General features: G+C 41.2%; 20 protein-coding genes. All 20 read right to left on the bottom strand.

Annotation, left to right across the window (positions count from 1 at the left end; genetic code table 11):
- Positions 1-84: 84 nt before the first annotated feature.
- On the bottom strand, positions 85-1062 hold the full coding sequence (locus BN1002_RS01275) for a phosphatidylglycerol lysyltransferase domain-containing protein (protein WP_048823251.1): 978 nt from the start codon (positions 1060-1062) through the stop codon (positions 85-87).
- A 376-nt stretch (positions 1063-1438) separates the two neighbouring features.
- A complete protein-coding gene (locus BN1002_RS01270) occupies positions 1439-3739 on the bottom strand; it encodes an AAA family ATPase (protein ID WP_048823249.1) in 2301 nt (766 codons plus the stop codon).
- Positions 3740-3838: 99 nt separating this feature from the next.
- The gene (locus BN1002_RS01265) at positions 3839-4366 is read right to left on the bottom strand and encodes a YfjD family protein (RefSeq protein WP_048823248.1); all 528 of its coding nucleotides are present in this window, start codon (positions 4364-4366) and stop codon (positions 3839-3841) included.
- Positions 4367-4508: 142 nt separating this feature from the next.
- Positions 4509-5036, bottom strand: coding sequence for a DUF5381 family protein (locus BN1002_RS01260; protein WP_048823246.1), 528 nt, complete (start codon positions 5034-5036; stop codon positions 4509-4511).
- A 141-nt stretch (positions 5037-5177) separates the two neighbouring features.
- Complete coding sequence (locus tag BN1002_RS01255) at positions 5178-5705, bottom strand: DUF5381 family protein (protein WP_148362711.1); 528 nt, start codon at positions 5703-5705, stop codon at positions 5178-5180.
- Positions 5706-5812: 107 nt separating this feature from the next.
- Positions 5813-6340, bottom strand: a complete 528-nt coding sequence (locus BN1002_RS01250) for a YfjD family protein (protein ID WP_048823242.1) — start codon at positions 6338-6340, stop codon at positions 5813-5815.
- A complete protein-coding gene (locus BN1002_RS01245) occupies positions 6330-7130 on the bottom strand; it encodes a hypothetical protein (RefSeq protein ID WP_048823241.1) in 801 nt (266 codons plus the stop codon). The genes BN1002_RS01250 and BN1002_RS01245 overlap by 11 nt, the downstream gene beginning before the upstream one ends.
- Positions 7131-7201: 71 nt before the next feature.
- Positions 7202-8479, bottom strand: coding sequence for a hypothetical protein (locus tag BN1002_RS24180; RefSeq protein ID WP_231574955.1), 1278 nt, complete (start codon positions 8477-8479; stop codon positions 7202-7204).
- A gap of 284 nt (positions 8480-8763) precedes the next feature.
- The gene (locus tag BN1002_RS01235; RefSeq protein WP_048823239.1) at positions 8764-9738 is read right to left on the bottom strand and encodes a tRNA dihydrouridine synthase; all 975 of its coding nucleotides are present in this window, start codon (positions 9736-9738) and stop codon (positions 8764-8766) included.
- Positions 9739-10008: 270 nt separating this feature from the next.
- Entirely contained in the window at positions 10009-11574 is a 1566-nt protein-coding gene (locus BN1002_RS01230; protein ID WP_048823237.1) for a glutathione ABC transporter substrate-binding protein, read from the bottom strand.
- Between the two features lie 112 nt (positions 11575-11686).
- Positions 11687-13156, bottom strand: coding sequence for an amidohydrolase family protein (locus BN1002_RS01225; RefSeq protein WP_048823235.1), 1470 nt, complete (start codon positions 13154-13156; stop codon positions 11687-11689).
- Between the two features lie 230 nt (positions 13157-13386).
- On the bottom strand, positions 13387-14820 hold the full coding sequence (locus BN1002_RS01220; RefSeq protein ID WP_048827655.1) for an amino acid permease: 1434 nt from the start codon (positions 14818-14820) through the stop codon (positions 13387-13389).
- A 229-nt stretch (positions 14821-15049) separates the two neighbouring features.
- Positions 15050-16240: a macrolide family glycosyltransferase gene (locus BN1002_RS01215; RefSeq protein WP_048823234.1), complete on the bottom strand. Its 1191-nt coding sequence runs from the start codon at positions 16238-16240 to the stop codon at positions 15050-15052.
- A 266-nt stretch (positions 16241-16506) separates the two neighbouring features.
- Positions 16507-16869 carry a YciI family protein gene (locus BN1002_RS01210; protein WP_048823232.1) on the bottom strand — a complete coding sequence of 121 codons (363 nt, stop codon included), beginning with the start codon at positions 16867-16869 and terminating at the stop codon, positions 16507-16509.
- A 180-nt stretch (positions 16870-17049) separates the two neighbouring features.
- On the bottom strand, positions 17050-18456 hold the full coding sequence (locus BN1002_RS01205; protein ID WP_048823230.1) for a DUF4179 domain-containing protein: 1407 nt from the start codon (positions 18454-18456) through the stop codon (positions 17050-17052).
- Positions 18449-18988 carry a sigma-70 family RNA polymerase sigma factor gene (locus BN1002_RS01200; RefSeq protein WP_048823229.1) on the bottom strand — a complete coding sequence of 180 codons (540 nt, stop codon included), beginning with the start codon at positions 18986-18988 and terminating at the stop codon, positions 18449-18451. The genes BN1002_RS01205 and BN1002_RS01200 overlap by 8 nt, the downstream gene beginning before the upstream one ends.
- Before the next feature lie 340 nt (positions 18989-19328).
- Positions 19329-20600, bottom strand: coding sequence for a RidA family protein (locus BN1002_RS01195; protein ID WP_048823227.1), 1272 nt, complete (start codon positions 20598-20600; stop codon positions 19329-19331).
- Between the two features lie 596 nt (positions 20601-21196).
- Positions 21197-23557, bottom strand: coding sequence for an FdhF/YdeP family oxidoreductase (locus BN1002_RS01190; RefSeq protein ID WP_048823226.1), 2361 nt, complete (start codon positions 23555-23557; stop codon positions 21197-21199).
- Positions 23558-23695: 138 nt separating this feature from the next.
- Complete coding sequence (locus tag BN1002_RS01185) at positions 23696-24055, bottom strand: Na-translocating system protein MpsC family protein (protein WP_048823224.1); 360 nt, start codon at positions 24053-24055, stop codon at positions 23696-23698.
- A gap of 68 nt (positions 24056-24123) precedes the next feature.
- Positions 24124-25380, bottom strand: a complete 1257-nt coding sequence (locus tag BN1002_RS01180; RefSeq protein ID WP_048823223.1) for an L-lactate MFS transporter — start codon at positions 25378-25380, stop codon at positions 24124-24126.
- Position 25381: the final 1 nt, after the last annotated feature.

Genomic DNA, 25381 nt, shown 5'->3' with positions numbered 1-25381 from the left:
CGTAAACCAGGTCTGGCTGGAATTGTAGTAACAGCATTCAATATATTTGAGTTTACAGCGGCTACCTTGAAAGCGATTGGTTTTTCAAGTCAAATATAGCCTATATAAATTCGTATCGAATACTGGCCTGAATTTATCTTTAAATAGGCGTAGCCCTCCTTTTCCACTGCCATCAGACCCTAAATTAATTAATTCAGTCTCCGGACTGATTTGGTTTATTTCTTTTACAAATTCTATATAGAGGAATTCACAGATTCCTTTATAGCCAACATCATATTTTAATTCACATGCCCACGCCTGGCCATCCGGCAGAATTCCTCCCGTCGCCATTCCCGCAATTTTTCCCTTTATTTCAACAACAATGACAATATGGCCAAGCTCTTCGAAATTTTTAATGAGGTTATGATAAAAATAGTTATCCCATATAGAAATATACTTATTTCCTGATTTTTCATTCCAAAGCTCTTTCAGCTCAACGAGTGCAGATTGGTCTTCCTTATCCGCTCTTCTGACAATAACATCAGAATAGACTTTCTTAAATTTATTTAATTGAGTCCGGATATTTTGAAAATGATTTCCTTTAAGCTCCAGAAGCTTCCGGACACTAATATGCCTTTCAACTCCTTTTTTTCGTTCGGCTGTAAATCTTTCCTTGAAGGAAGGGCAACCGCTTAGGAAGTCTAGCTGGAGATTATTTAAATTCATCACTATACCTTTTTTATCCAATTTCGCATTCCAATTTTCACAAAACTTCAGGCATTTATAGGTTGCATCCGATATTTCACAAGGTTTACCCTTTCCAAGAGGAAGGAATTCGAGACAAAGATAATTTTTAATTGTTAATCTAAAAACAACAAACAAACCATCGACAATTGTCCAAATGATATTACCCCTGGCACGTGAACTGGCATATAAGTAATCAAAATTGCAGTACCAAAGGTTTGTGGGATATTCAGTCGCTTCAAGGAATTTGTTGAATAGGTCTTTATCTTCCAATTTCAATTTATTAAATTTCCAATCGCCAATAGTCACTTCGCGGCCACTAATTGACTTCTCACTCAAACTTTTATCTCCTTTCCGTTATTACCAATGTACAAACACTATGTTATTGTATGCTCAATTTTGTATATGTGAGGTTACAAAAGCCTTTGAGCCAATAAAAAAAGCCAGACTTCACGCCAGCGATTGTTTGTTAAAAATAATAAAGGCAACTCCCTCAATTTTGAGGTCAGTTGCCTTCTTTCAAAACTATGCCGACAGCATCGCCAATTTATCATGTTCATTTTGTTTAATTTGCTTTGCCCTGAAGCTTAATCTAATCCATCAGTATGAAATTCGTCTTGGCAAACTCTTCTGAATAAGATCGTTAGCATGTTAAACAACGCCCATTTAATCTGTTACTGCACAGGGTACAATAATACTCAGGCTTGATTGATACTCATTCTTTTTGCCCATTTCGTATTTTCTTTAAGGCTTCCTCTATGTCTGCCAATTCAAGCTTTGATAGCGCTTCGGCATCGGCTGAAGCAATATCTTCCATCAAGGAGAGCCTCAACGACTGGGCCTGGATGGCATCTTCAATTAAATTCGCCGCAAACCTGCCATTTCCCGTAACCTGCCAACCCTTGAGCGACTCAAGGATATAGTCCTCAGCTTCCCCAGAAAGCTTGTAGTGATAAGTTTCTGCATAGTTAATCATTATTTCAAGGAGTTCCTCTGTAGTGTAATCAGGAAAATGGAAGAACTTTTTAAAGCGGGACCTTAACCCAGGGTTAAATTCCAGTAGTGCATCCATCTGTTTCGGGTATCCCGCAAGGACTATGACGAGATTTTCATTATGCCTCGTCATTTCATCTACTAGTGTTTCAATAGCTTCCTTGCCGAAATCCCCTCCAGATGAGCTAAGCAACGAATATGCTTCATCAATGAACAGGACTCCCCCGAGTGCATCACGGACTTTTCTTCTCGTTTTCTCTGCTGTTTGGCCGACATAGCTGGCGACAAGGTCCGCTCTGCTGGCAATCACTAAATGGCCGCGTTTTAGGAAGCCGTTTTCTTTCAATATTTCCGCATATATTTTTGCCACCGTTGTCTTTCCTGTACCAGGGTTTCCGGTAAATACCGAATGAAGCTGTATAGGGACCGTCGGCAGGCCGCTGTCCCTCCTCATTTGCTGGAGTTTGACGAAGGCAGCTTGGGTTTTCATTTCAGCCTTTATGGAATGTAATCCAATCAGGCGGTCCAGCTTTTCAAGAGGCCGATTGCGATTTTCTTGCACTGGCAGCTTGAAGTCGTTTCCGTCAAGAATAGAGAAGCGAAGAATGTCTAGCGTTTTGTCATCCTTTGCGGCTCCCTTTTTGAAAATGGCTTCAAGAACAAGAGTATGAACCGTTCTTGCGTTCCCGAAAGTTTCGTCCACCCTTTCACGTTCAAGACGTTCCTCTAATGCGTTCTTTGCCGATCTTGTTAAAAGGTAGTCATTTTCTGCGGATATTTTCTCCGCTATTGTAACCAGCTCCTCATTTGTATAGTCACGAAGGAAAATTTGGTTTGATTGAGGGAATCGGCTTCGAAGACCCGGATTCGCATCAAGGAAGCTCCTCATTTCTTCCGGATAGCCGGCCAGGATAACGGCGAACTTTCCGCCAAATTCCTCTCCGGTCATCAACGAAACGAGTGTATCAATCGCAGCTTGTCCATAGTCATTGCCAGATTGGCCTTCCCGTTTAAGGCTATAGGCTTCATCAATAAACAAAACCCCGCCAACGGCCTTACTGACAATCGCGCGAACATTTTCCTCCGTTTGGCCAACATATGAGCCTACCAGCTGAGATCTATTTGTTTCTATAACCTCTTCCCTCGGCAAAAAGCCAAGCTCATGAAAAATTCTTGCCAAAAGCCTGGATAGGGTTGTTTTTCCCGTACCAGGGTTCCCAGTAAGGACAAAATTAAGGCTAAGCTCATCTTTCATCTGGAAGCCCATGTCTTTACGCTTTTTTTGAAACTTAAGGTATTGATAATAATCCTTGACGCGGCCTTTGACAGTTTCAAGGCCAATCATCTGATTTAATTCATCGATTGCATTTCCTTTAGCTTCATTTTCTTGCAGTGAAGTTCCAGCGAATTGGCTGGCCCAATCTTTTTTTATTGCCTCTACGTGTTCAAGTCTTGCGGACAGTTCCTCCATATATGCCGCTGTGTGAAAAACTCCTGTAATCGATTGTTCGTATTCCTCGGCGGCTTTTAAAAGTTCGCTCGTGGATTTGATTGCATCCAGCATCAAGTTATAGATCTGTTCCTGTTTTGGATCCACTGCCCCTTGAAGCGAGTGGTCCAGTTGCTCAAGCTGGTCATCCGCCTGTTCAAGGAAATCTCGGCAGATCATTATATATTCCTCAGCTATTTTCTGCTTTGTCGTCCGATTATCGGTTTCTCTGATAGGCGGAAAATTCAATGAATCTAAAAATGGCAATGCCATCTGCAAGGTAGATTTGTTCAGGAATCCTTGTGCATCAAGATTAACTGGGTCAAGCTCAGCAGCCCGCTTCATCCAGACTATCCCAAGCCGGTCCCTTTTGTCTTTTTGGAAGCGGGACTTCGCAGCCATCACAAGCAGTCCGGCAATTTCCTTTGCACTAAGTGTTTGATCATGCTCCAAGATATAGGCAAGGATTTCCGCTTCGTCATCGACATACCCTTTTTGTTCCAGTTCATCGTTCCATTTTGTTTGCTGCTGCATAGTTCCTCACTTCTGTTTATTGTTTTTTACTATCGTATCATATCGGACACGCGGTTACGAAAAGCGGTGCCACTCCCTCGTTTTATAAACTGGCCCTCTTCATTTTGTTGCGCTAATGTCGTTTGACTCCTGCCTTTGTTTCCTTTTTTCCCAATTGGTCTTTAGCTCGGGATTTGCGTGGGGAATTACATACTTTTCCAATACATGTTCGACATGTTCTTCTAAAACTAAGTTATATGTAGAAAGTTTTACTTTTTTATTATTTATAGTCTTGACCATTATATATTTTATAGATTCCGCCCCACCCCAATAAATATCTTTAATCTCGCTGATAGGGATGGCTTTTTTTCGGCCTTTCAGTTTCCCGCTTTCAACCGTATATACGGCCCTTCCAGAAAGTAAAACAGATATGATCCTCAACAAAATGCTCCCAAAAAAAATGGTACCAATAAAGCCAATAATGACTCCAAAAAAAGCTCGTACAATACCTGTATTCGGTACGATGTAAAAAAGGGTAAAAAGCCCCCCAGCGGTCATTATGCCACTACCCAACACCATACAACCCGCCCAAGATGGCAAATAGACCACTTCCACCTTATCATTCGTTATTCTAATATTATTTTTCATGCATAAGTCCTTCCTTTTCAACTGAAAACCAGCTATGTTACTTATAGAAAACAAACAGTTTATGTAATATGAGCTTGACTTAAACTGAGTATTGCCAAACGCAACCCGGGCCCACTCTTTTTGTCATTTTAACTACCACGTGCTATTTTGTTACGCTGATATTGTTTAACTCCCTGCTTTGTTTCCTTTTATCCCAGTTGCTCTTTAGCTCCTGGTTAGCGTGGGGAAGGACATACGTTTCTATTACATGATTTACAGGATGTTCTGACACCAAATTATATGTGGACAGCTTAATTTTTTTATTATTAAGGGTTTGGACAATTATATATTTTATAGAGGCCGCTCCGCCCCAATAAATATCTTTAATTTCCCTGATTGGGATGGCTTTTTTCCGACCTTTCAGCATCCCCTTTTCAATCGTATATAAAGCCCTTCCTGTAAGTAAAACAGAAATTATCCTTAATAAAATACTTGCGCAAAAAATTGTGCCAATCATACCAATGATTATTCCAAAGAATGCTTTTACAATGCCTGAATTGGGTACGCCGTAAAAAAGGATAAAAAGTGCCCCAGCGGTCATTAATCCACTTCCAAACACCATACAACCTGCCCAAGATGGCAGATAGACCACTTCAACCTTATCATCCGCTATCTTAATATTATTTTCCATGTGCGAGCCCTTCCTTTTCGCCTAAAAACCAGCTATGCTACTCAAGGAGATCAAGCAGTTTATGCAGTGTAATCTTTGCTTAAACCGAGTCTTACTAAAAGCAAGCTATGTCTACTCTATCTTCATTTTAACTACAACATGCTATTTTGTTATGCTGATTTTGTTTAACTCCTGGCTTTGTTTTCTTTTTTCCCAATTGCTCTTTAAATCCGGCGATGCGTGGGGAATAATATACGTTTCTATTACATGATTAACTGGGACTTCCGATACTAGGTTGTATGTAGAAAGTTTTATTTTTTTATTATTTAAAGTTTTGACCTTAATATATTTTATAGAAGACGCCCCACCCCAATAAATATCTTCAATTTCCCTGATTGGGATGGCTTTTTTCCGCCCCTTCAATTCTCCGTCTTCAATAGTAAACACCGCTCTTCCAGAAAGCAAAACAGAAATGACCTTTAATAAAATACTGCCGAAAAACAACGTACCGAAAATGCCAATAATGATTCCAAAGAACGCTCTCAGAATACCTGAAGTTGGTACGCCGTAAAATAGTATAAATAATCCCCCTACAGTCATTAGTCCGCTTCCGAACACCATACAACCTGCCCAAAATGGCAGGTAGACTACTTCCACCTTATCATTCGTTATCCTAATATTATTTTCCATGAGTAAGTCCTTTCACTCTTTCCTTAAAGGATTTTTCTTTTTTAATAAGGGAATCAAACATAGGATAGGGCTAAGCCGTCTGAAATAAGCAACCTGTACGCAACTTGTTATTTTGTCATGGTGATGTTGTTTAACTCCTGCCTTTGTTTTCTTTTCTCCCAATTGATCTTTAGCTCTGGATTTGCATGGGGAATTATATACGTCTCAATCACATAATTAACAGGCTCTTCTGATACTAGATTGTATGTAGAAAGTTTAATTCTCTTATTACTCATAGTTTGGACCTTAATATATTTTATGGAAGCAGCTCCACCCCAATAAATATCTTTAATCTCACTGATTGGGATGACTTTTTTCCGGCCCTTTAATTTCCCGCCTTCAACCGTATATACAGCCCTTCCAGAAAGTAAAACAGATACAACTCTTAATAAAATACTTGCGCAAAAAATTGTGCCAATCGTACCAATTATTACACCAAAGAATGCTCTTACAATGCCAGAATTAGGTACAATGTAAAATAAAATGAAAAGCCCTACAATGGTTATTAGTCCACTTATAAAAACCATACAACCTGCCCAAAAGGGTAAATAAACCACTTCAACTTTATCATTCGTTATCCTAATATTATTTCCCATGCGCAAGTCCTTCCTTTTTCTCCTTATAAGCAGTTATGTTTTTTTCTAAAAGGAGATGAATACTATTTTCATTACACGGTTGAACGATAAAATTGTCATCCCTTTTTTCAATCATCCAATTATTACTCTTACTGTTTGTAAACATGATAACATTTGTGGCATAAGGCTCTTTATTTTCGTTGAATTCCAGAAACAATAATGTGTTTAATAAACCATTTGTTTCTTCCAAAACTTCATTAAACCGTTTCTTCGCTCCTTCGAGAGGCGGACGCTCAAATTTACTCCTATTATCGGTTAACGCTAAAAGTAATTGCTCAAACTCCATCTGTGTCAGCTTAAAAGCATCTTCATTTTCTTTTGAAATTTTACCAACCCGATAATACTCACCGATCTTCTTATAAACCTGCTGAATTGTCACAAAAGAAAATTCATGGACCATTTCATCAAACATCAGAACGTGTTGGATAATACCTTTTTCTCCAAAGTGAAAGGATATTTGTTCCTCCCCATTACCATTATCAGCATGGCGTGAAGCTTTAATAGTTTGCTCCGAATAGTTTAATGTTGCTATAACACTTGCTAAATGATCTGATAAAGTAAACTTATGATTCTTATAATTGACTAATTTTTTAGCCAAAAGGGATCGGCATGTGATTTGCAGCAGCAAATCCATTTTTTCATCATCAAGATCCCCAAAATACACCTGTTTCAGTGCGCTCCCTTGCTCAAAAAGCCCCTCACTATAAAAACAATAAATTAATTCATCAATTGAAAGAAAAATCTTATCCATTTTATACTCCTTTTCTTAACTTAGTTAAATTGTGAAATAAAATTTAGATACCCTATAAGCTTCAATCTTTCTTAATTTCCAAAGGAAAGTGAACCTAAAACTTTCTTACTTCCACTTAATAGATTCTTCGTAAAGTTCTTTACATTATTAAACCCTACTGTCACTTTTTCCATCTCTGTGCGGACATGTTCAGTAACCGTATGGATTTGATCTTTAAAATGAACAGCCGTATTCTTTGCCCAAGCCGATGTTTTTCCTGCGATAATATCTCCGACCCAACTGCCCACAAAGCCTCCGATACTGGCACCAATCACAGTTCCTACTGGCCCAGCCACAAGGGTTAGGGCAGCCCCTACAATTACAGCTCCACTTACGGATGCAGCCGTAACAACGCCTGTATTCCATACCGCTTCACCGACTACCTTTGCGTTTTCTGTCTTCAACTTTTCAACATCTCCACCATAAAGGGCATAGTTTTCAGTAATTTTTATGCTTGCACCAACCGCCTCAGTCCCAGCAGTAATCACACCTGCTAATATGGCATTTGATTTAACCACTTTCAGTCCTGTTTTTATAATTCCACCGGTATGGTCTTTGATTACTGAAAGCCCAGTTTTAAGTGTCGTACCATCCTTTTTAATGGCCTCTTTTAATGACATTACATTATTTCCAAAGTTAACAATGTCACTTGGAAAAAAGTTTGCGAACCTCTTATAAATTAGCTCAGATAGAGATTTATTTTTATGCCTTAATGCTCCATATGGATTTACCATCAATCTCGCTAAAAAGTTAAACTTAGAACTTTCAATACCTTTAATTGCTTTACCAACTGGTAGTTTATATTTCCCAACTAAAACCTCATCGGCGAGTTCAAACCGACGCAGTATTCCATCGATTTCTTTGTATTTAAACCCAAGGAGATGCATGACTCCAGCACCTGCAGAATACTGAAGGCCATGCAGAATATCCTGTAATCGGCCAATCGTATTATTATAGAATTCATATAAGTCACTAGCCACTCGTGGATTAAACTCCTGTTTTGCATGATTGATTTCAGCTTTAAGTTCCTGGGCTTGTTTTTTGACTCGAATTTCAGTGTTTGAGTATACATCCACTGATGTAGAAGTAAAACTCCTGACTCGATTCACCCGATTCTCTACACTATCCAATTCACGGCTTACCCCTGCAAGCATTGAGCCAATGCCATTTCTGTTTAAAATTCTGGGATCAATGCTGCCCCGTAGAGTGGCAATACTCGTTTGTACACTGCTCAATTTTGCCAGACTGTGATCAAGATTCGCTATTGAACTATTAACCGTCTTTGCATCAAACACGATTCTTGGTGACACGGGCATTTCACTTCCTTTTAATGATTTTAGTTTACGACTAAATTTCGACTTGTTTGTTTAAATTTTGATTGAAAATTTTCCAGGTTAGTAGAAAAACTTTCCATATTGCCTTTCATTATATAAGAATATTCGCACAAAAAAAATAATCACTAATACCCATATACAGGAAAAATCCGAGACGAACGTCCCGGATTTTTAAGATTATTTATACCCTTTTATTTATTGTGCTGTTGGCACTTCATTTCTAATATAATTCTTCACTCTTCCCTTGAAACGCTACACTCCTACTGTTCCGCGATTCCGTCTAGATTCTTTGCCTCAAAGTCATCCAGCATCGCCCGCACTTCATCGGTTGATTCTGTGCTCATTAGTTGATTTCTCAACTCACTTGCTCCTCGAAACCCCTTGACATATATTTTGAAAAAGCGATGAAGGGCCTTGAACGAACGCAACTCGTATTGATCATGGAGATCCAGATGCAGCCTTAAAAGATCAAGCAATTCCTTACTGCTATGTTCTTTCGGTTCTTTTTCAAAGGCAAACGGATTTTTAAAAATTCCACGCCCAATCATGACTCCATCAACACCGTATTGATCGGCGAGCTTTAAGCCGGTTTGACGGTCAAGGATATCCCCATTGATTGTCAGGAGTGTATTCGGCGCCACTTGGTCACGAAGTTTTTTAATCTCCGGAATCAACTCCCAATGAGCATCCACCTGGCTCATTTCATCTCTTGTACGCAAGTGAATGGAAAGGTTAGCAATGTCTTGTTTCAATATGTGTGTCAGCCAGTCTTGCCATTCGTCTACTTTCGTGTAACCAAGTCTAGTCTTGACACTAACGGGCAAGCCCCCTGCTTTTGCAGCTTGAATGATTTCTGCCGCAATTTCCGGTCGGCGGATAAGACCGCTTCCCTTTCCGTGATGCGCTACATTAGGCACTGGGCAGCCCATATTGATATCAATGCCCTTAAACCCTAGTTCTGCCATACCAATACTCATTTGCCGAAAAAATTCTGGTTTATCTCCCCAAATATGCGCGACAATCGGCTGTTCGTCCTCCGTAAACGTCAAACGCCCACGCACACTTTTGATTCCTTCCGGATGGCAATAACTCTCCGTGTTTGTAAACTCAGTAAAAAACACATCAGGTCTGCCCGCTTCACTCACTACATGGCGAAAAACAACATCGGTCACATCTTCCATTGGTGCAAGTATAAAAAAAGGCCGCGGTAAATCAAGCCAAAAATTATCTTTCATTTTAAAAGTCATTTCCTTTCAGTACGGGATTAATAAAACAAAACCATTATCCCTAATTTAAAGCAATATGTCCTTGTACACTTATACCATGTTTATTCGCCTTTTATCAAATAGAGTGGAATTGAATCCCTTATCCCTTATGAATTTCACCTGGCCGCTCACTTTAAAACCTTAGGCCAAAAAATAAACAGAAACCTTGGCGGTTTCTGTTTACCTTATCATATAACTAACAATCAGCCGGGAAGAGTCCCTTTCCGACTGATGAAAGATTTACTTTACTGATACTTCATTCAATTCGAGATAACCCGATGGGCTTATCGAAAAGCCTTTGACATCTTTCGAGACAGCGGCTAGATTTTCAATGACTCGAACCGGAACATAGAGTGCTTCTTTCATTTCTATTTCCTGTGTCTGGGAATATAATTCTTTCCGCTTTTCTTGGTCTTTTTCCATACGCGCCTCTTCTAGTAATCGGTCCACTTCTTTATTACTATAGTAGAATGTGTTCCCCCCACCATCCATTGAACTGCTATGGAAAAGGTTATACTGATTGTAATCAGCATCTCCAGTCGCATTTCTCCAGCTCAGGATAAACATATCGGAATCTCCCTTGTTTACTTGATCAGCAAAGGTTCCGTACTCTATTACCTGGATTTTCAATTTAATGCCAACCCCCTTTAATTGGGATTGAAGCACTTCAGCCATATTTATCCGTTCTTTGCTATCCATTGTTTTAAGAGTCACTTCAAAGCCATTCGGATAACCTGCCTCAGCGAGTAATTTCTTCGCTTCAGTCAAGTTATATTCGTATGCTTTAATGTCGGGGTCGTAACCGAAAACCTTAGAACCTAATAACGAATTAGCCTCTTTCCCAACATTATTGTAGACTCCTTTCAGAATAGAATCCATTTCAACAGCATGGGCAATTGCTTTCCGGACTCTTTCATCATTGAATGGTTTCTTTTTGACGTTAAAACCAATATATTCTGTTCCATAGCCCTCACTTCGGTAAACTTCCATTGCCTTCGAAGCTTCAACCGTTTCAATCATCGGAACCGAAAGCGGTTCAGCAATTTGGGCTTCCCCTGTCTCCAGCATGGATATTCTGGTTGTTTCTTCCGGGATGACCTTAAAAGCTACTTTATCTACTTTCGCCTTTTCTCCCCAATAATCTTCGTTTTTAGTCAGGATAATCTCCTGTCCTGGCGTCCACGATTCAAAAACAAATGGTCCGGTACCATTCGGTTCTTTAATAATATTCTTTCCGAACTTTTCAATAGTCTTGGGGCTAATAATGCCGCCTTCATGGCTTGCCAAAATGGAAAGCAACGGAGAAAATGGCTCTGATAAAAGAAATTGAACGGTATAATCATCAACTATCTTCACTTCTTTTACCATTTTTAAAACACCCGCTCTTGGAGAAGCTACCTTGGGATCTAGTAGCCGATCAAACGTTGCCTTCACTGCATCAGCCTTAAAATCCGTGCCATCATGGAATTTTACGCCCTTTTTTAATTTGAACTCCCAGGTAGTATCATTCAACTGTTCCCATTCTTCTGCAAGCAACGGTTGAATTTCAGCGTTCTTATCGCGGCCGACTAAACCTTCATACATCTTGCGGTGCGTGACACTTGCTGCGTTAATCGTGGACATAAACTGCTGATCCAAATTTTCCACATCGGATAAACGGGCGATCACGAGTGTCCCACCATCTTCTTTTGCCGATTTCTTCCCTGCCCCTTGTGTGTCTGCCCCCTTATTAGTTGAACAACCAGTAATAAGAAATACTATCGCCATTAGCAGTAATAAATTTCTTCCTCCCCAAAATGCTTTCATTGAATCTACCTCCTGTTTATGTCCCATGTTTTATCTATTTTCTGATTATAAAAAAATTCAGACAATTATAGTTGAAGTATTTTTACCTTACTTTTAACTATTTTTACTTCTTTTAGATAAAATCGACTATTTTAAAAGAAGGTGGAAATAATTCACTTTCGGGCAGCTGCTGATAATCCCTTTCTAAATATCCCTTTTTCATTTTGTTAAAATACTGCTGCCCTCTCCTTTTAATTTCATCTAAGTCCAAATGAGGGATTTTTTGGTCCTTCATGACCACTTTTCCGTTAATAACGGAAAGCTTTACATCCCTTCCTGTTCCGCTTGCCATTATGGTGCGGATTGGATCGTCAATAACGCCCATATGAAAGCCATCTAAGCCAATTGCAATAATATCTGCTTTCGCTCCAACCGAAATGCGGCCTAGATCCTCCCTGCCTAAGTAATTTGCTCCTCCCAGTGTGGCCGCCCGGAAAAGATCTGCAAAGGTCGAATCCTCCACTTCCTTTTCGATATATCGTGAGAACATGCTGCCAGTGCGGATATTTTGGAACATATCCGGTGGAAAGGTATCTGTCCCTAGCGCTAAATTGATTCCTGCCCTTTTATATTTTGCAAAGGATTCCAAAGCCTCCATATGCCTTCCAATGATTAATGGACAATGAATGGCGGTTGTCTTTGTTTCTTTTAAAATAGCCATATCATCCCCGGCGCCTGTTTGCGCTCCGCTATATCCTGCAATAAAATGCGCGTGGGGAATTCCTGTTCTTGGGCCCAAGAAGCCAAGGTCATATAAATACTTAATTGGTGTAACTCCATGTTTTTCTAGTATCGAGTGGTATTCAAAGCTTCCTTGAGCAGCATGCAGTTTAATGGGCACGCCTAACTTATCGCTATAATATTTTGTCTGCGATAGGCTTTCTGCCGTCTGGCATTCAATCCGTTCCGGTGCAAGCATTCCTCTGACCAATCCATCGTTCGCTCCATCAAATTCCTCCACAAACCTTACTGCCCTCTGTAAACCTTCTCTTCCTGCCGCTTCATCCCAGTACAGTTTAATGTCGCCATTCTTCTGAACCACCCTCATCCCAGATTGATAGCTTGGGCCAAGATAGATTCTTAATCCCAGACTAGCGGCGTGATTCGCTGCCGATGCAAGTTCTTCATATGTTTCTGCCCATTTTTTATAAAAAACAGATGTGATGGGCATGGCTGTGGTGATTCCATGAAGAATTAATTGCGAGTAGGCAAAAAGGGATTTGAAGGCCTCTTCTTCAGCCGTCATGACCTCATGATGGCCATTTTGGACATAACGCTCTGACCAAAGCAGGTTCTTCTGTCTTCTTGAATTGGCTTCCATATGTAAAATATCATGGTCAATATCACCGAGCGCATTTAAATCAATAAAGCCCGGACTAATGACAGCATAACCGGCATCTATCTCTTCGTTTACTTCACCGGAATATTCTTTTCCGACATAAATAATGGTGTCTTGTTCGTAAACCACCTCAGCGTTTTCGATAATCACATGATCGTTGCCATCAAACCCGATGACATATCTGCCTTTTAGTTTCGTTTTCATTTTTTCTCCTCCCTTTATATCCCTTTTATCAAATTATAAAAAAATACAGCCCGCTCCATTTTCAGAATCCTCACTCTTATTTGAACTTTTTCTACTTTTTTAACGTTAAATTCCCATTCAAACTAGAAACCACACTTTGATAACGCTTAAAAATCCAAGGCTATAAATCTGGTGATTTTCGTTTTCTTAGATAAAAATGGCCCCGGTTCATCCCGGGGCCATTCATGTTCCTAAAATTTAATATCCTTAAGTTTAATCCATTTTGTTTTCTTGATAAATTTATATCCAAACCACAGGCCGAAGAAAATCGGGATGCCAATATAAGTGACGACGATTCCCTGCCAATCAATGTGGCCGCCGATAAACGCCTGGTAATTTTGCCCGATGATAATGAATATACAAAGGCCGGCTGCCAGAATCGGGCCGAGCGGGAACCACTTCGCTTTATAAACAAGCTTGTCTACGTCATACCCCTGCGCAATGTACCCGCGCCGGAAGCGATAGTGGCTGACAGCAATTCCAGCCCAGGCGATGAATCCGGCAAGCCCCGAAATGTTAAGGAGCCACATGAAGACTTTCCCTTCCCCGAAGAAAGAGCTGAGGAATGTAAGAAGGCCGAACATGAGGGTGAAGATTAGTGCCGCAATCGGCACGTTGTTTTTGTTAAGCTTGGCAAAAAAGGCCGGCGCCTGTTTTTCTTTTGCCATTGTATAAAGCATCCTTGCAGACGCGTAAAGACCCGAGTTGCCTGCGGAAAACACAGAGCTTAGGATAACTGCATTCATGATGGAAGCGGCAAATGCAATTCCTGCCCGCTCGAATACAAGTGTAAACGGGCTTAGCGCAATATTTCCCACATCCTCGTTCAATAGCGATTTATCCGTAAAAGGAACAATCAAGCCGATTACAAGAATGGACAGCATATAAAATAGAAGGATCCGCCAGAAAACCTGCTTAATCGCTTTCGGAATGTTCTTTTCAGGATTTTTGCTTTCTCCCGCCACAATCCCGACGATTTCCGTCCCCTGAAAGGAGAAGCCGGCAATCATGAAGATGCCGATCACTGTTAAAATCCCCCCGTGCATCGGTCCTCCATTAGACAGAAACACTCTTGTGCCGATTGCCTCACCGGACATGATTCCGAAAACCATCATGAACCCTGCGATCAAAAAGACGATAATCGCCACGACCTTAATCATCGACAGCCAATATTCCGCTTCCCCATAATTTTTTACGGACAGAAAGTTGATTGTAAAAATGAGTAATAAAAAAAGTCCGCTCCATACAAACGATGGTACTTCCGGCAGCCAGAATTTCATCAGGATCGCCGCAGCGGAGGCTTCGACCGCAATCGTTGTCGCCCAACTCATCCAATAAATCCAGCCAATCGCAAAACCGAAAGCGGGATCGACGAATTTGGTCGCATAGGTGTTGAACGAGCCGGTAACCGGCATATACGTGCCCATCTCTCCAAGGCTGGTCATTAAAAGATAAACCATAAAGCCGATAAGGCCATAAGCAACGAGCGCTCCCCCTGGTCCCGCCTGGTGGATAGTAGCACCGCTGCCGAGGAAAAGCCCCGTTCCAATGCTTCCGCCAATCGCAATCATGCTTATGTGCCTGGCCGTCAGCTTGCGCTTTAGCCCTGTTTTGACTCCCCCCATCCGGTTAACCCGGCCATAGGTTCTAGCATCTGAAAGATGAGCTTCCTTCAAGTGGGTATCCTCCCTTAACTAGGTTTCTAGCTGTGGAAGGATAATACCCCTTATTTTTTGAAGACAAACCGGGATGGACTCCGTTTCCCAATAGACAGGGAGTTGGGATAATATAAAAAATAAAGATGTTTTACTCTACGAAAAATCTCTAACAACGCACGACCTAAAAGAAACTCTTTTATATAGAATATTGATTTTTAAATTTAAAAATCTCGTCAACGGCTTGGTGGTATCCACCGGATTTTTGAAGTGATGCCCTACTATTTTCAGCAGCTTCTCGGAAAGATGGGGTGTTTAGCACATGCTCCACGGCTTCATACAACTGCATTGCGGTCAAGTTTTCCTTCTGTAACTTTATACCTGCTCCAATGTTAACAACTTGACTGGCAATAAGCGGCTGATCCGCACTTTGCGGTATGATTATGAGCGGTACCCCGCTATAGAGCGCTTCATGGGTACTGTTCATTCCTCCATGAGAAATAAATAGTTTAGCGTACTTTAGCACTTCAAGTTGTGAAACATACCTTTTTACAATGAAGTTTTCTGGTATTTCTCCTAAATCAGCCAGCCGGATTTGGCTGCCAATCGACATCACCACGGTGTGATCGCTATTTCCAAATGCACCAAAGCAAAGTTTATAGAAATCAATATTCCGATTAAAAACGGTACCGAGTGAAATGTAAATCGGACTATTTTCTTTTAAAGCGGCTGTCTCAATGTTATTATTTTGCTTTATTTGTAAAGGTAAAGATGGACCGACAAATTTATAGGTATGATCAAAAGTTTCACCAAAAGGTTGAAACTCCCTTGTTGTATATACTATTGTTAGCTGGGCAGGATTGCAAAAAACTTCATACGGAGAATCGATCTTTACATTGTATTTTTCCATTACCATGCCTTTGAGGCTGTGAAATTCATCGTATATTGGTTTAAGAATCTCTGCAGGCATTTTATTAGAAAAATCAAAGGAAGCTTTTGTCTGTGCAAAAGATGTACAAGAATTGATTGCGGGAAGATTTAGGATTTGAGCCAGTAAATGACCACAGCCAAACATGGAATCGTGGATGATATAATCAAAGCGCTTTCCTTTTATTTGTTCAAGAACGGTCGGTATGACTACATCTGCCGTATGCAAAAGACCGTTAATTCTTTCTAGTAAATAATCTCTGCCACCGGAAATAAAGGCCTTTATAAATTTTTCACCGTCAATGGTCCTTACTTCGGCACCCGTCCTTTCTAAACGTTCGCGGAAATCTTCAACCGCAAAGTACACTACCTCTTCTCCACGTGAAATAAGCTCTTGAACAACGCCAATAGTTGGATTGATATGTCCTTCTGAACCAGCATTTATAAATAATACATGCGCCATATAATCACGTCCCATTTTTCATCTATTCTTGCCATAAAAGAGTTAAAAGTTTAAAGAGTATTCCTCGGGAACCGTTTCTATTTCCCCGATATTAACCCGCTCGTAATGTTAATTTATTTTAAGAAACATAAAAAGGCAACTTCCATAGTGGTAAGTTGCCTACTTAAAAAGATTTGTTCTCGGTTGGTTCAACTTGTCTTGGATAGTGACAGCAGACTATTAAGACGAGTAACTTGACTTAATCGCGAAAAGTTCAGCTGTTATAGCTATTCGAATACTTGGCGAAGTTCAATCTGTCCTTCTCCAAGGCCATGAGGATCCGGGGCGCGCATCGCCCACTCGATGGCTTCTTCGCGAGACTTCACATCTATGAACCAGTATCCTGCAATCAACTCATTTGTCTCATTAAAAGGGCCTTCTGTAATAATTGGCCGTTCTCCTGGAACAGGATAAGAAATACGAATGCCGTTCGAGCTTGGATGGAGTCCACCGACCGCCACCAGGACGCCAGCTTCCTTCAGTTCCTCATTGTATTTCTTCATTGCGGCAAACATCAGCTCCATCTGTTCCTGTGGCATCGTCCCTGCTTCTGAATGGCTCGTAGCTTTCACAATCATCATGAATCTCATTCGTAACTCCTCCTCCATACTTGCTGGATTATAGAACTATTCCCCCTATACGGAGTAGTGGAAGAACGCGCCTATAAGAAGGCAACTCCTTTCGGGTTAGTTGCCTTCTTTATACATAATTTTCGCGACTACTTCAACATAGTTCACTGTATTCGGCAATACAAGACATGTCCAGCGAGTTTATTCTTTTTCCCCGGAAAGTTCCACAGTGAAAGGTTGTAATTCCTTAACTGAGACCAAGCTTGAAAAATCAAATAGCATCATTGTATTTTCTAGCTTAAAGTTCTCAATTCTTTCTTCTCCGTTTAAGTCAAAGGTTGATTGGAAGCGCAGAGTTGCCTTATCAATCATTTGTACTTTATTTAACGGAATGCCGTGATTTTTCGGGGGGAATGGATTTTCCGGATCGATTTCGGTTAAGTAATCCTTATCAACCAGCCAGAAAAGATATCCCAAATTATGAGTAATCGTTTCTAGTTTGCCTTTACTCAAATTTTCGGGAAGCCCTGTAAGTTGATAATCCAATACTAATTTCCCGTCTTTTTGAGTAATATCATTTACCTGCAATTCTAAATTGAACCTTGTGCTTTTAAGTGTAAATGTTTTTTTGTCCAATAGCTGTTGTACTTTTGGGTCCCCAAATGATATTGTCGGGTAAAAAGTTAGAGAAGAGATATCCGGATTGACAATCGTCATCCCTCTTCGGACAGTACTACGAAACCCATCCTCTTGTTTCGATTCGGCGAGAACTGTTCCATTTCCAAATCTATATACTTTTCCTTTTTCATCAATTGCTTTATCTATATAGATTTCGTCCCCCTTATATGTCTGCGTGGACTCATAAGTGAGAGTCGAAGATGCTTTTGCGGTCAGAATTTTTTCTATTTTTAGTTTCACCCCTTCATCAGGGTAGGCCTGCTCTTGTTCGATAGCTAAGGTAGTGTTTTTGTCCTGCTGGATCGGTACATCAAAGTTCCATTCACCCTTAATGCCATTGATCGAATGAATGGTAACCGGAAGAGAAAAATGGTCTTTGATCGTTTCATAAGGATATTCCAATTTCCACTGGAAATTGTATCCCTCTTTCACTTTTCTGATATCATGGGACATTCCAAGCCAAGGATCTTGGTCGCCTTTATTCCCCGCAAAGTTCACATCAAAGCTGACTTCTCCTTTTTCGTTATGCCCCTTTTCAACAGCCTTGTCAACAAATCCGGTAATAGAAACAATATTGCCGTCAAAATAAGAACTGGTGAGTTTTACAGTGACCCCATTTTTTGTAAGTGACTGATTTAATTCCGTAACTGCATCCTGGTTAGCTAATTCCATACCTGTCGGATCATTAAATTGTTGAAAAATCCCGCCTATTAAAGGGGCATTCGCCAATACTTTATTCATAGTAGGATTAACAAATCCTGAGGCTATGGTGATTCCAAGAAGAGCAGCGGCAGTCGCCACCCCTGCAAAAACCTTCTTTTTCTTTGTTTTGCCATTCCCCTGGTTAAGCCCTTTGAAAATGGCATCGAATACTTTATCTTTCGGCACAGGTATTTGCTCTATTGCTGTTTTGAATTCCTTGTTATCCATGGCATTTGTCCTCCTCATTTTCATAGAACTTTTTCAACTCCGCCTTGCCTCTGCTTAAATAAGTTTTGACGGAACCTTCCGGAATCTCCATGACGCTGCTGATCGTTTTAATCGAGTAATCGTAATAGTAAAAAAGAATAATGGCTGTACGGTAGTTTTCTTTCAGCTGCTGAATGGCATTTAAGAGGTGCATCGAATCCTCAAAGTTTGAATTCGCCATGCCCGGCAAGTTTGAAATAATTTCATCACTCAAAGGAACAACCTTGCTTTTTCTCCTTAGGACATCGGCTGAACATCGAATGACAATCTTTGTGAGCCAGGTCATGAAATACTCCGGATGTTTCAGAGAATGGATATATCTAAAGGCTTGAAAGGTTGCCTCCTGTACAACATCCAGTGCATCTTCTTCGTTATGTACATAAAGATAAGCAGTCCGGTAGATTCTCTCATAATGCTGTTTAACTAACTTTTCAAAGGCGCTCTTATTGCCTTTAATTGCTTTCTTCACTAGCCGTTGACTTTCATCTTCCATCTTTCTTGCCCCCTTTACTCATTAGTGGAATCTATCATCAAGAAAAGTTTCAAAAAGTTATAGTTTTTTACAAAGCATAGCATGCAAATCAAAATAATAAACAGAAACCTATTTAAGTTCCTGCTTGTTTTTATCATCACTATATAATCAAATAGATTTAGAGTCTAACCCATTTTTTGTAATGCCCGGAAACTAAAAAACATCAAGATTTTGCCTAAATCGGCTACAACCTTGATGCTTTTCATTTGGAATCAAAAAAAGGCTGTCTCAATTTTCATTGAGACAGCCTTTTTTCGGTGATTGGCGCATAAACCTATATATATTTATAAACCAATGCCTGTTATGCTTTTCGAGGTGTTCCTTCAGCGTTTGATACAACCGCATCAATCTGGATTAATGCATCTTTAGGCAAAGCGGAGACACCAACTACTCTGCGTGCAGGAGTACCTTGTGGGAAGAATGTTTTGTAAGCTTCGTCTACAGCATTCATATCTTCAATATTTTTTACGAAGATATTCACTTTAACGACATCTTCCAAAACGTGATTGATGCTTTCTACAATTGCCTTGATATTCTTCAAGCACTGTTCAGCCTGCTCTTTAACTCCGCCAGCTACCAATTCGCCTGTTTTTGGATTTACAGGTAATTGAGCTGAAAGGTGATTGTAATGAGAGAACGCTACAGTTTGTGTAGACAAAGAATCCTGTGGTGCATTTTCAGTGTTGTTTGCCCAGATAACAATGCCATGTCTGTCTTCTATCGCCTGTGGTGGTGTACCGTCGCCGTGCGACACGACTGCTTCGATTTGAACAGAAGCACCCATTGGTAAAGCAGCGGCTTGAACTGTTGTACGCGCAGGGACGTAGGCTACAGCTCTTGCGATCGCTGAATCTGGGAAGAATCTAGAGTAAACTTCATTTACAGCTTCAGTATCAGCCAAGTCTGTAAGGAATACGTTAACTTTAACAATATCGTCAAATGGAACATCGATGCTTTCCAAAATTGCCTTGATGTTCTTCAGGCACTGTGCAGTCTGTTCTTTTACATCGCCAACTACCAATCTGCCAGTTTTCGGATCGATCGGCAATTGAGCTGAAAGATTATTGTAATGAGAGAAGGAAACAGTTTGTGTAGATAGAGAACTAGTTGGTGCATTTACTGTGTTATTTGTAAGCTTGATGAGATCGCCTGCTTGTGGCGCATTCGGAATTGTACCTTCGCCATGTGAAACAAGCGCTTCAATTTGCACCAAGGCATCCATAGGCAATGCTGCAACTGCAACTGTTGTCCTTGTTGGAACATAGGTTGGGAAGAATGTTTTATAAACTTCGTCTACAGCGTCAACATCTTTAATATTCTTTACGAATACAGTGATTCTAACAACGTCGCTCATAACATGATCGATGCTTTCGACGATTGCCTGAATATTTTTAAAGCACTGTTCAGCCTGCTCTTTAATCCCGCCAGCTACCAGTTTACCAGTTTTAGGTTCAATAGGTAATTGAGCTGAAAGGTTGTTGTAATGAGAGAAAGCCACTGTTTGTGAAGATAAACCGTTACCGTTTGGAGCATTTTCTGTATTTCTTGCTAATACTGCGTTGTTGCCGCTCATGATAATTATTCCCCTTTTAAATAGATATGTATTAACTCATGTTTCGCACCGAAAAAATCGGCCTTAACCATGGTTCCGTGATTGCAACAGCTTTTCACGGTCCTTGTTGTTGGAGTGGAAACGACGGCAAAATTAGGATCATCGGACACACGCAGTAGAAAAAACATTTCACACTAGACATAGACTTCATTTTTGAGCAAGTGATCGTTTGTTTTAACTCGCAGCTAGTAATACCCAGGCTTAATGCCCGATTTCTGCTACGAAACTCGAGTTAGTAACCACTGAAGCGGTTACATGGATGCAATTATAGCAGATTTCATTCTTGATGGCTTAACCTCTCCCATTTATTCATGTTATTTTAATCTTAGTTTCGAACCATTCTAGCGGTGAAGCCACCTAACTCTACTATTTTTCGTCCACCATTCGTTTTAACAAGGTAGACATCTTCTTCAGAATGTTCCACAAATATAAAAATGCATGACGCCGGTGTAGCAATCACTTTCAAACACCGGTGTCATGCATATTTTCATTTTATTTAACTACAAAACTTAACCAAAGTTCACACATTCGACAACACTAGAAATTTTGGCAGATATTTACGCTGGTGCGTTAATTTCGTCTTCTTCAATGTGTTTTTCTACATATTGAATATCTTTCCTTGCGCTGAAGCGGTCTGCCTTTTCCAGGCTGACAATAATGTTGTAGTCCGGGATGCCGGCATATTTTTCATAACGGCCGCGCGGCAAGAGGAAGTTTCCTTCTGGGAAGTGAACTTGAACATTGCCCTGTGAGATGTCTACGAACTTTGCCCTTCCCTGGAAAACGCCAAAGCCATTGTAAAGAACGACTCCTTCACCTTCAGCTATGCTCAATTCCCGGGCATCTTCTTCGTTCATTAACACATCATAGCGGCCAGCCCCATTCAATGGATCCACTTCATCATAAACCATGGAGTTAAACTGCTTGCCGCGGCGGGATGTGACAATGAATTGGCCTTCCTTTTTACTGAGGTCAGGGATATCAACAGTTATAAGATTTCCTCGTCCATCAGGTGTAGGACAAATACCATCCTCACACAACCAGGCGCCGCCCCACTGAAAGACATCGCCTGCATTTTTTAAATGCTGGATACCGTCATAGTTAGGGTTGGCTAAGGCAATTTCATTGCGGATTGCCTGGGCATCCTTGAAATCAATTGCATCTGCCGTTTCCGGCTTCACTCGTTTTGCAAGGTCGACATAAATTTTCCACTCTTCACAGGCTTCCTCGATCCGATTCTTGTTGCCTGGAATTTCCGGGCTGAAATAAACCATTCGTTCAGTTGAAGTGGATGTACCGCCGCCTTCCTGCTCGTAACGTGTTTTCGCCGGAAGGATGATGACCGCTTCCTTGGCATCGAGCAAGGTAGATGTGTTTAGGATGATATCTTGGTGGACACGGATCTCAAGGTTGGACAGTGCTTTTTCTATAAATTCAGGGTCCGGCATCGTCTCCAGGAAATTACCGCCTGACATATAGTAAAGTTTGATTTTTCGTTCATGATCATCTGGGAGGACTATGTTTTCCAGGGTGACCCCGACTATATCCCCCTGCCATTCAGGCAGCTTGAATCCCCATAGTTTTTCAATCCGGTCTATATTTTCACCATAGAAATCCCCACCTGGCAAAACAAAGGGATCCGCACCCATTTCTCCCGATCCTTGTACAGAAGAATGGCCTCGGAAAGGCATTAAACCTGTATGTTTTCTACCAAGATGTCCACGCAACAAAGCTAGATTGGCAACCTGAGAAATATTATCCGTTGCAAAAGAATGCATCGTTAAACCCATAGCCCATGCATACACAGCGTTTTTGCTATTCGCAAGCAATTCCGCCAACTCAACAATCCGTGCCTTTGTAACACCAGAAGACTTTTCTATTTCTTCCCATGATTGCTGCTGGACATGTGAAACTAACTCGGCATAGCCGTTTACGTGTTCATTGACGAATTCGTGGTTTACTGCCGAGCCCTGTTTGATTTCCTCCATTTCAAACCAATGTTTCATGATTCCGTGCATAAATGCGATATCCCCACCAATATTCACTTGGTAAAAATCATCGGCGAGCTTTGTTCCGAACAACGCGGATTCAGGGGACGAAGGGATCCAGTATTTATCCAATGCCGGTTCTCGATATGGATTAACAACGATAATTTTTGTGCCCTTTTTCTTTGCTTCAAGCATGTATTTTGAGGAAACCGGCGAACTGTTGGACGCTACGCTTCCCCAGAAAACAAGTACATCGGTACCAATCCAATCAAGGTAGTTGGCGGTCGAAGCTCCGACACCGATAGAACGTTTCATTGCCGTCTTAGAAGGAGAATGGCAAATTCGGCTGGCATTGTCGATGTTGTTCGTTCCAAGGAACCTTGAAACTTTCCCGGCAACATAATATGTCTCATTGGTAATGCCGCGCGCAGTCAGGTAAAAAGCATATTGTTTTGGATCCAGCTTTTTCATTTTCCCAGCGATCATATCCATCGCTTCATCCCAAGTTATCCGCGAGAACTTGCGCTCACCCTCCCTGCGAATCATCGGATAAGGAATTCTGCCGAGCTTGCGGAGATCTGAGCTACTGTATTTTCTTAGTTCATCGATATCGCCATGAAGGATTTCCGGTTTAATCGCTCCGATTGTATTCAAGCGAAGAACGTTCAATCTAGTCGTGCAAATATGAGGGCCTGTCAATGTCTGGTCCTGAAGCCCCGACACTCCGAGTGCACAGCCGTCACACACACCTTTTGTCAGGATACTAGCGGCATACCCGAAATTGTCGCGGTTTTCCCATATTGTTTTAACAGTATCACGTATATGTTTCGGCTTTACTTTGCCAAGCCCGAAAGGAATGGGGCTGACCCAATGTTCCGGTGCCGGTATAGCCGTTTTTTTCTGAGGTCCTGGATGTTTCGTTTTTCCCATATAAAACACTCCTATTTAAATCATCAATAAAGCCTTTCTTAAAAGAAAAACCACCGCAAACACTGGAATTCCAAAGAATTCTCAGGTGGACGGTGGTTAGTCTTTAGCAGGAACGCTGCCAAGTGCCATACCTTCAAGCTATTTACAAAACTTCTTTTCAATGTCTTGATCAAAAACAAAAACTGACATTCCAAAGTCCCTATCGATATCAATATCTACGAATAACTCGACAAATTTACAGCCTAGAAATTCTTCCATTTCCACGGGAGGGTTTTTTCGGTACATATCTTTTACCATTTCGGTTCTGGCAGACCGCAAAGCTTGTTTTCCCTCGTTTGCAGAAGCAATGAATTTCTCTACCGGTGAAAGGTTTCCTTCCATTTCACAAATTGCCCAGTTCTTGCAGAATGTTGTGGTAATTCTGCTTGGTCCTTTTCCCATATGTTTCTTCCGAAAGGAACGGACTAGATTACTAAACTCAGCTTCGTATTTATTCATAATTCCCTCCAGCTCTAGAGGCCAATGATGATTGGATTTTACCATACGAAGCTCGAATAGAAAAGAAATCAAGAAGCGAGCTTCTGGTACTCGTTTTGTTTGCGCAACTTGCGGATGTCAAAGCGGATGACGATTGATACGACAAGCGCAACGACAAACAACGCCGCGAAATAAGTAAGGCTTGCTGCATAGCTTTGTGTTTTATCAAACATCCATGCTGCAAACATCGGACCGGCCAATCCCGCCGCCGCCCATGCGGTAAGAATATAACCATGAATCGCACCAAGCTGTTTTGTTCCAAATAAATCACCGATGTAGGCAGGGATGGAAGCGAAACCGCCACCATACATCGTGTAGACAATCGCCAGCATGACTTGGAATAGCAAGGCATTTGTCGTATGTGGCAGCAACGCAAACAAGACAATTTGAGTTGCAAAGAATATGGTATACGTATTAGGCCGGCCGATATAATCCGAAATGGAAGCCCAGCCAAGGCGGCCGAAACCGTTGAATAGCCCCATTACACCGACCAGCGCAGCCGCTCCAGCTGTTGTTAAGCCAATACTTTCTTGCGACAGTGGCTTTGCAGCAGATAGGATTGCAATCCCGCACGTTACGTTGATAAATAGCATCAGCCACAGAAAATAGAAGCGCTTGGTTTTGACAGCTTCATTAGCTGTTAACTGGGATAGATCCTGATTAACTTTGGCTCTTCCAGACTTGACCTTTTCCTTGAATCCTTCAGGAAGCCAATTCACTGGAGGCTTTTCCAAATAAAGAGAAGATAATGTCATAATGGCGAAGTAGGCAACTCCCAAAATAAAGAAAGTATTTGCAGTGCCAACCGATTTAATCAATGAATCCATGATGGGACTGCTGATTGCAGCCGCGAAACCAAATCCCATGATCGCAAGTCCTGTTGCAAGGCCACGTCTGTCAGGGAACCATTTTACAAGCGTTGAAACTGGAGCGATATAACCGACTCCCAAGCCAATGCCGCCCAAGACTCCATACGTTATGTACAGTAAAGGCAGGGATCCAAGATTTACCGCGACACCTGAACCTAAAATCCCAACACCGAAAAACGCGGCTGCAAGAAGTCCAGCTTTTCTCGGTCCATGTTTTTCTACAAAGTGGCCAAGGAAAGCAGCAGACAAGCCAAGGAATAGGATCGCAAGGCTGAAGGTGAATTGGACTTGCTTTGCAGTCCAGCCAAATTGCTCCATTAAGGGATTTGTAAAGTTACTCCAAGCATAGACAGAGCCAATGGAAATATGAATCCCCACAGCCGATGCAGCGATGAGCCATCGGTTTTTCGTTTTCATT

The organism is Bacillus sp. B-jedd (assembly GCF_000821085.1).
Classification (GTDB): Bacteria; Bacillota; Bacilli; order Bacillales; family Cytobacillaceae; genus Bacillus_D.
This window is presented reverse-complemented; position numbering and strand designations above follow the sequence as displayed.

What these genes read in the sequence shown, in the direction of transcription:
- BN1002_RS01270 (WP_048823249.1), bottom strand. Translation starts at nt 3,739, where the DNA reads ATGCAGCAGCAAACAAAATGGAACGATGAACTGGAACAAAAAGGGTAT.
- BN1002_RS01265 (WP_048823248.1), bottom strand. Translation starts at nt 4,366, where the DNA reads ATGAAAAATAATATTAGAATAACGAATGATAAGGTGGAAGTGGTCTAT.
- BN1002_RS01260 (WP_048823246.1), bottom strand. Translation starts at nt 5,036, where the DNA reads ATGGAAAATAATATTAAGATAGCGGATGATAAGGTTGAAGTGGTCTAT.
- BN1002_RS01255 (WP_148362711.1), bottom strand. Translation starts at nt 5,705, where the DNA reads ATGGAAAATAATATTAGGATAACGAATGATAAGGTGGAAGTAGTCTAC.
- BN1002_RS01250 (WP_048823242.1), bottom strand. Translation starts at nt 6,340, where the DNA reads ATGGGAAATAATATTAGGATAACGAATGATAAAGTTGAAGTGGTTTAT.
- BN1002_RS01245 (WP_048823241.1), bottom strand. Translation starts at nt 7,130, where the DNA reads ATGGATAAGATTTTTCTTTCAATTGATGAATTAATTTATTGTTTTTAT.
- BN1002_RS01235 (WP_048823239.1), bottom strand. Translation starts at nt 9,738, where the DNA reads ATGAAAGATAATTTTTGGCTTGATTTACCGCGGCCTTTTTTTATACTT.
- BN1002_RS01230 (WP_048823237.1), bottom strand. Translation starts at nt 11,574, where the DNA reads ATGAAAGCATTTTGGGGAGGAAGAAATTTATTACTGCTAATGGCGATA.
- BN1002_RS01225 (WP_048823235.1), bottom strand. Translation starts at nt 13,156, where the DNA reads ATGAAAACGAAACTAAAAGGCAGATATGTCATCGGGTTTGATGGCAAC.
- BN1002_RS01220 (WP_048827655.1), bottom strand. Translation starts at nt 14,820, where the DNA reads ATGGGGGGAGTCAAAACAGGGCTAAAGCGCAAGCTGACGGCCAGGCAC.
- BN1002_RS01215 (WP_048823234.1), bottom strand. Translation starts at nt 16,240, where the DNA reads ATGGCGCATGTATTATTTATAAATGCTGGTTCAGAAGGACATATCAAT.
- BN1002_RS01210 (WP_048823232.1), bottom strand. Translation starts at nt 16,869, where the DNA reads ATGAGATTCATGATGATTGTGAAAGCTACGAGCCATTCAGAAGCAGGG.
- BN1002_RS01205 (WP_048823230.1), bottom strand. Translation starts at nt 18,456, where the DNA reads ATGGATAACAAGGAATTCAAAACAGCAATAGAGCAAATACCTGTGCCG.
- BN1002_RS01200 (WP_048823229.1), bottom strand. Translation starts at nt 18,988, where the DNA reads ATGGAAGATGAAAGTCAACGGCTAGTGAAGAAAGCAATTAAAGGCAAT.
- BN1002_RS01195 (WP_048823227.1), bottom strand. Translation starts at nt 20,600, where the DNA reads ATGAGCGGCAACAACGCAGTATTAGCAAGAAATACAGAAAATGCTCCA.
- BN1002_RS01190 (WP_048823226.1), bottom strand. Translation starts at nt 23,557, where the DNA reads ATGGGAAAAACGAAACATCCAGGACCTCAGAAAAAAACGGCTATACCG.
- BN1002_RS01185 (WP_048823224.1), bottom strand. Translation starts at nt 24,055, where the DNA reads ATGAATAAATACGAAGCTGAGTTTAGTAATCTAGTCCGTTCCTTTCGG.
- BN1002_RS01180 (WP_048823223.1), bottom strand. Translation starts at nt 25,380, where the DNA reads ATGAAAACGAAAAACCGATGGCTCATCGCTGCATCGGCTGTGGGGATT.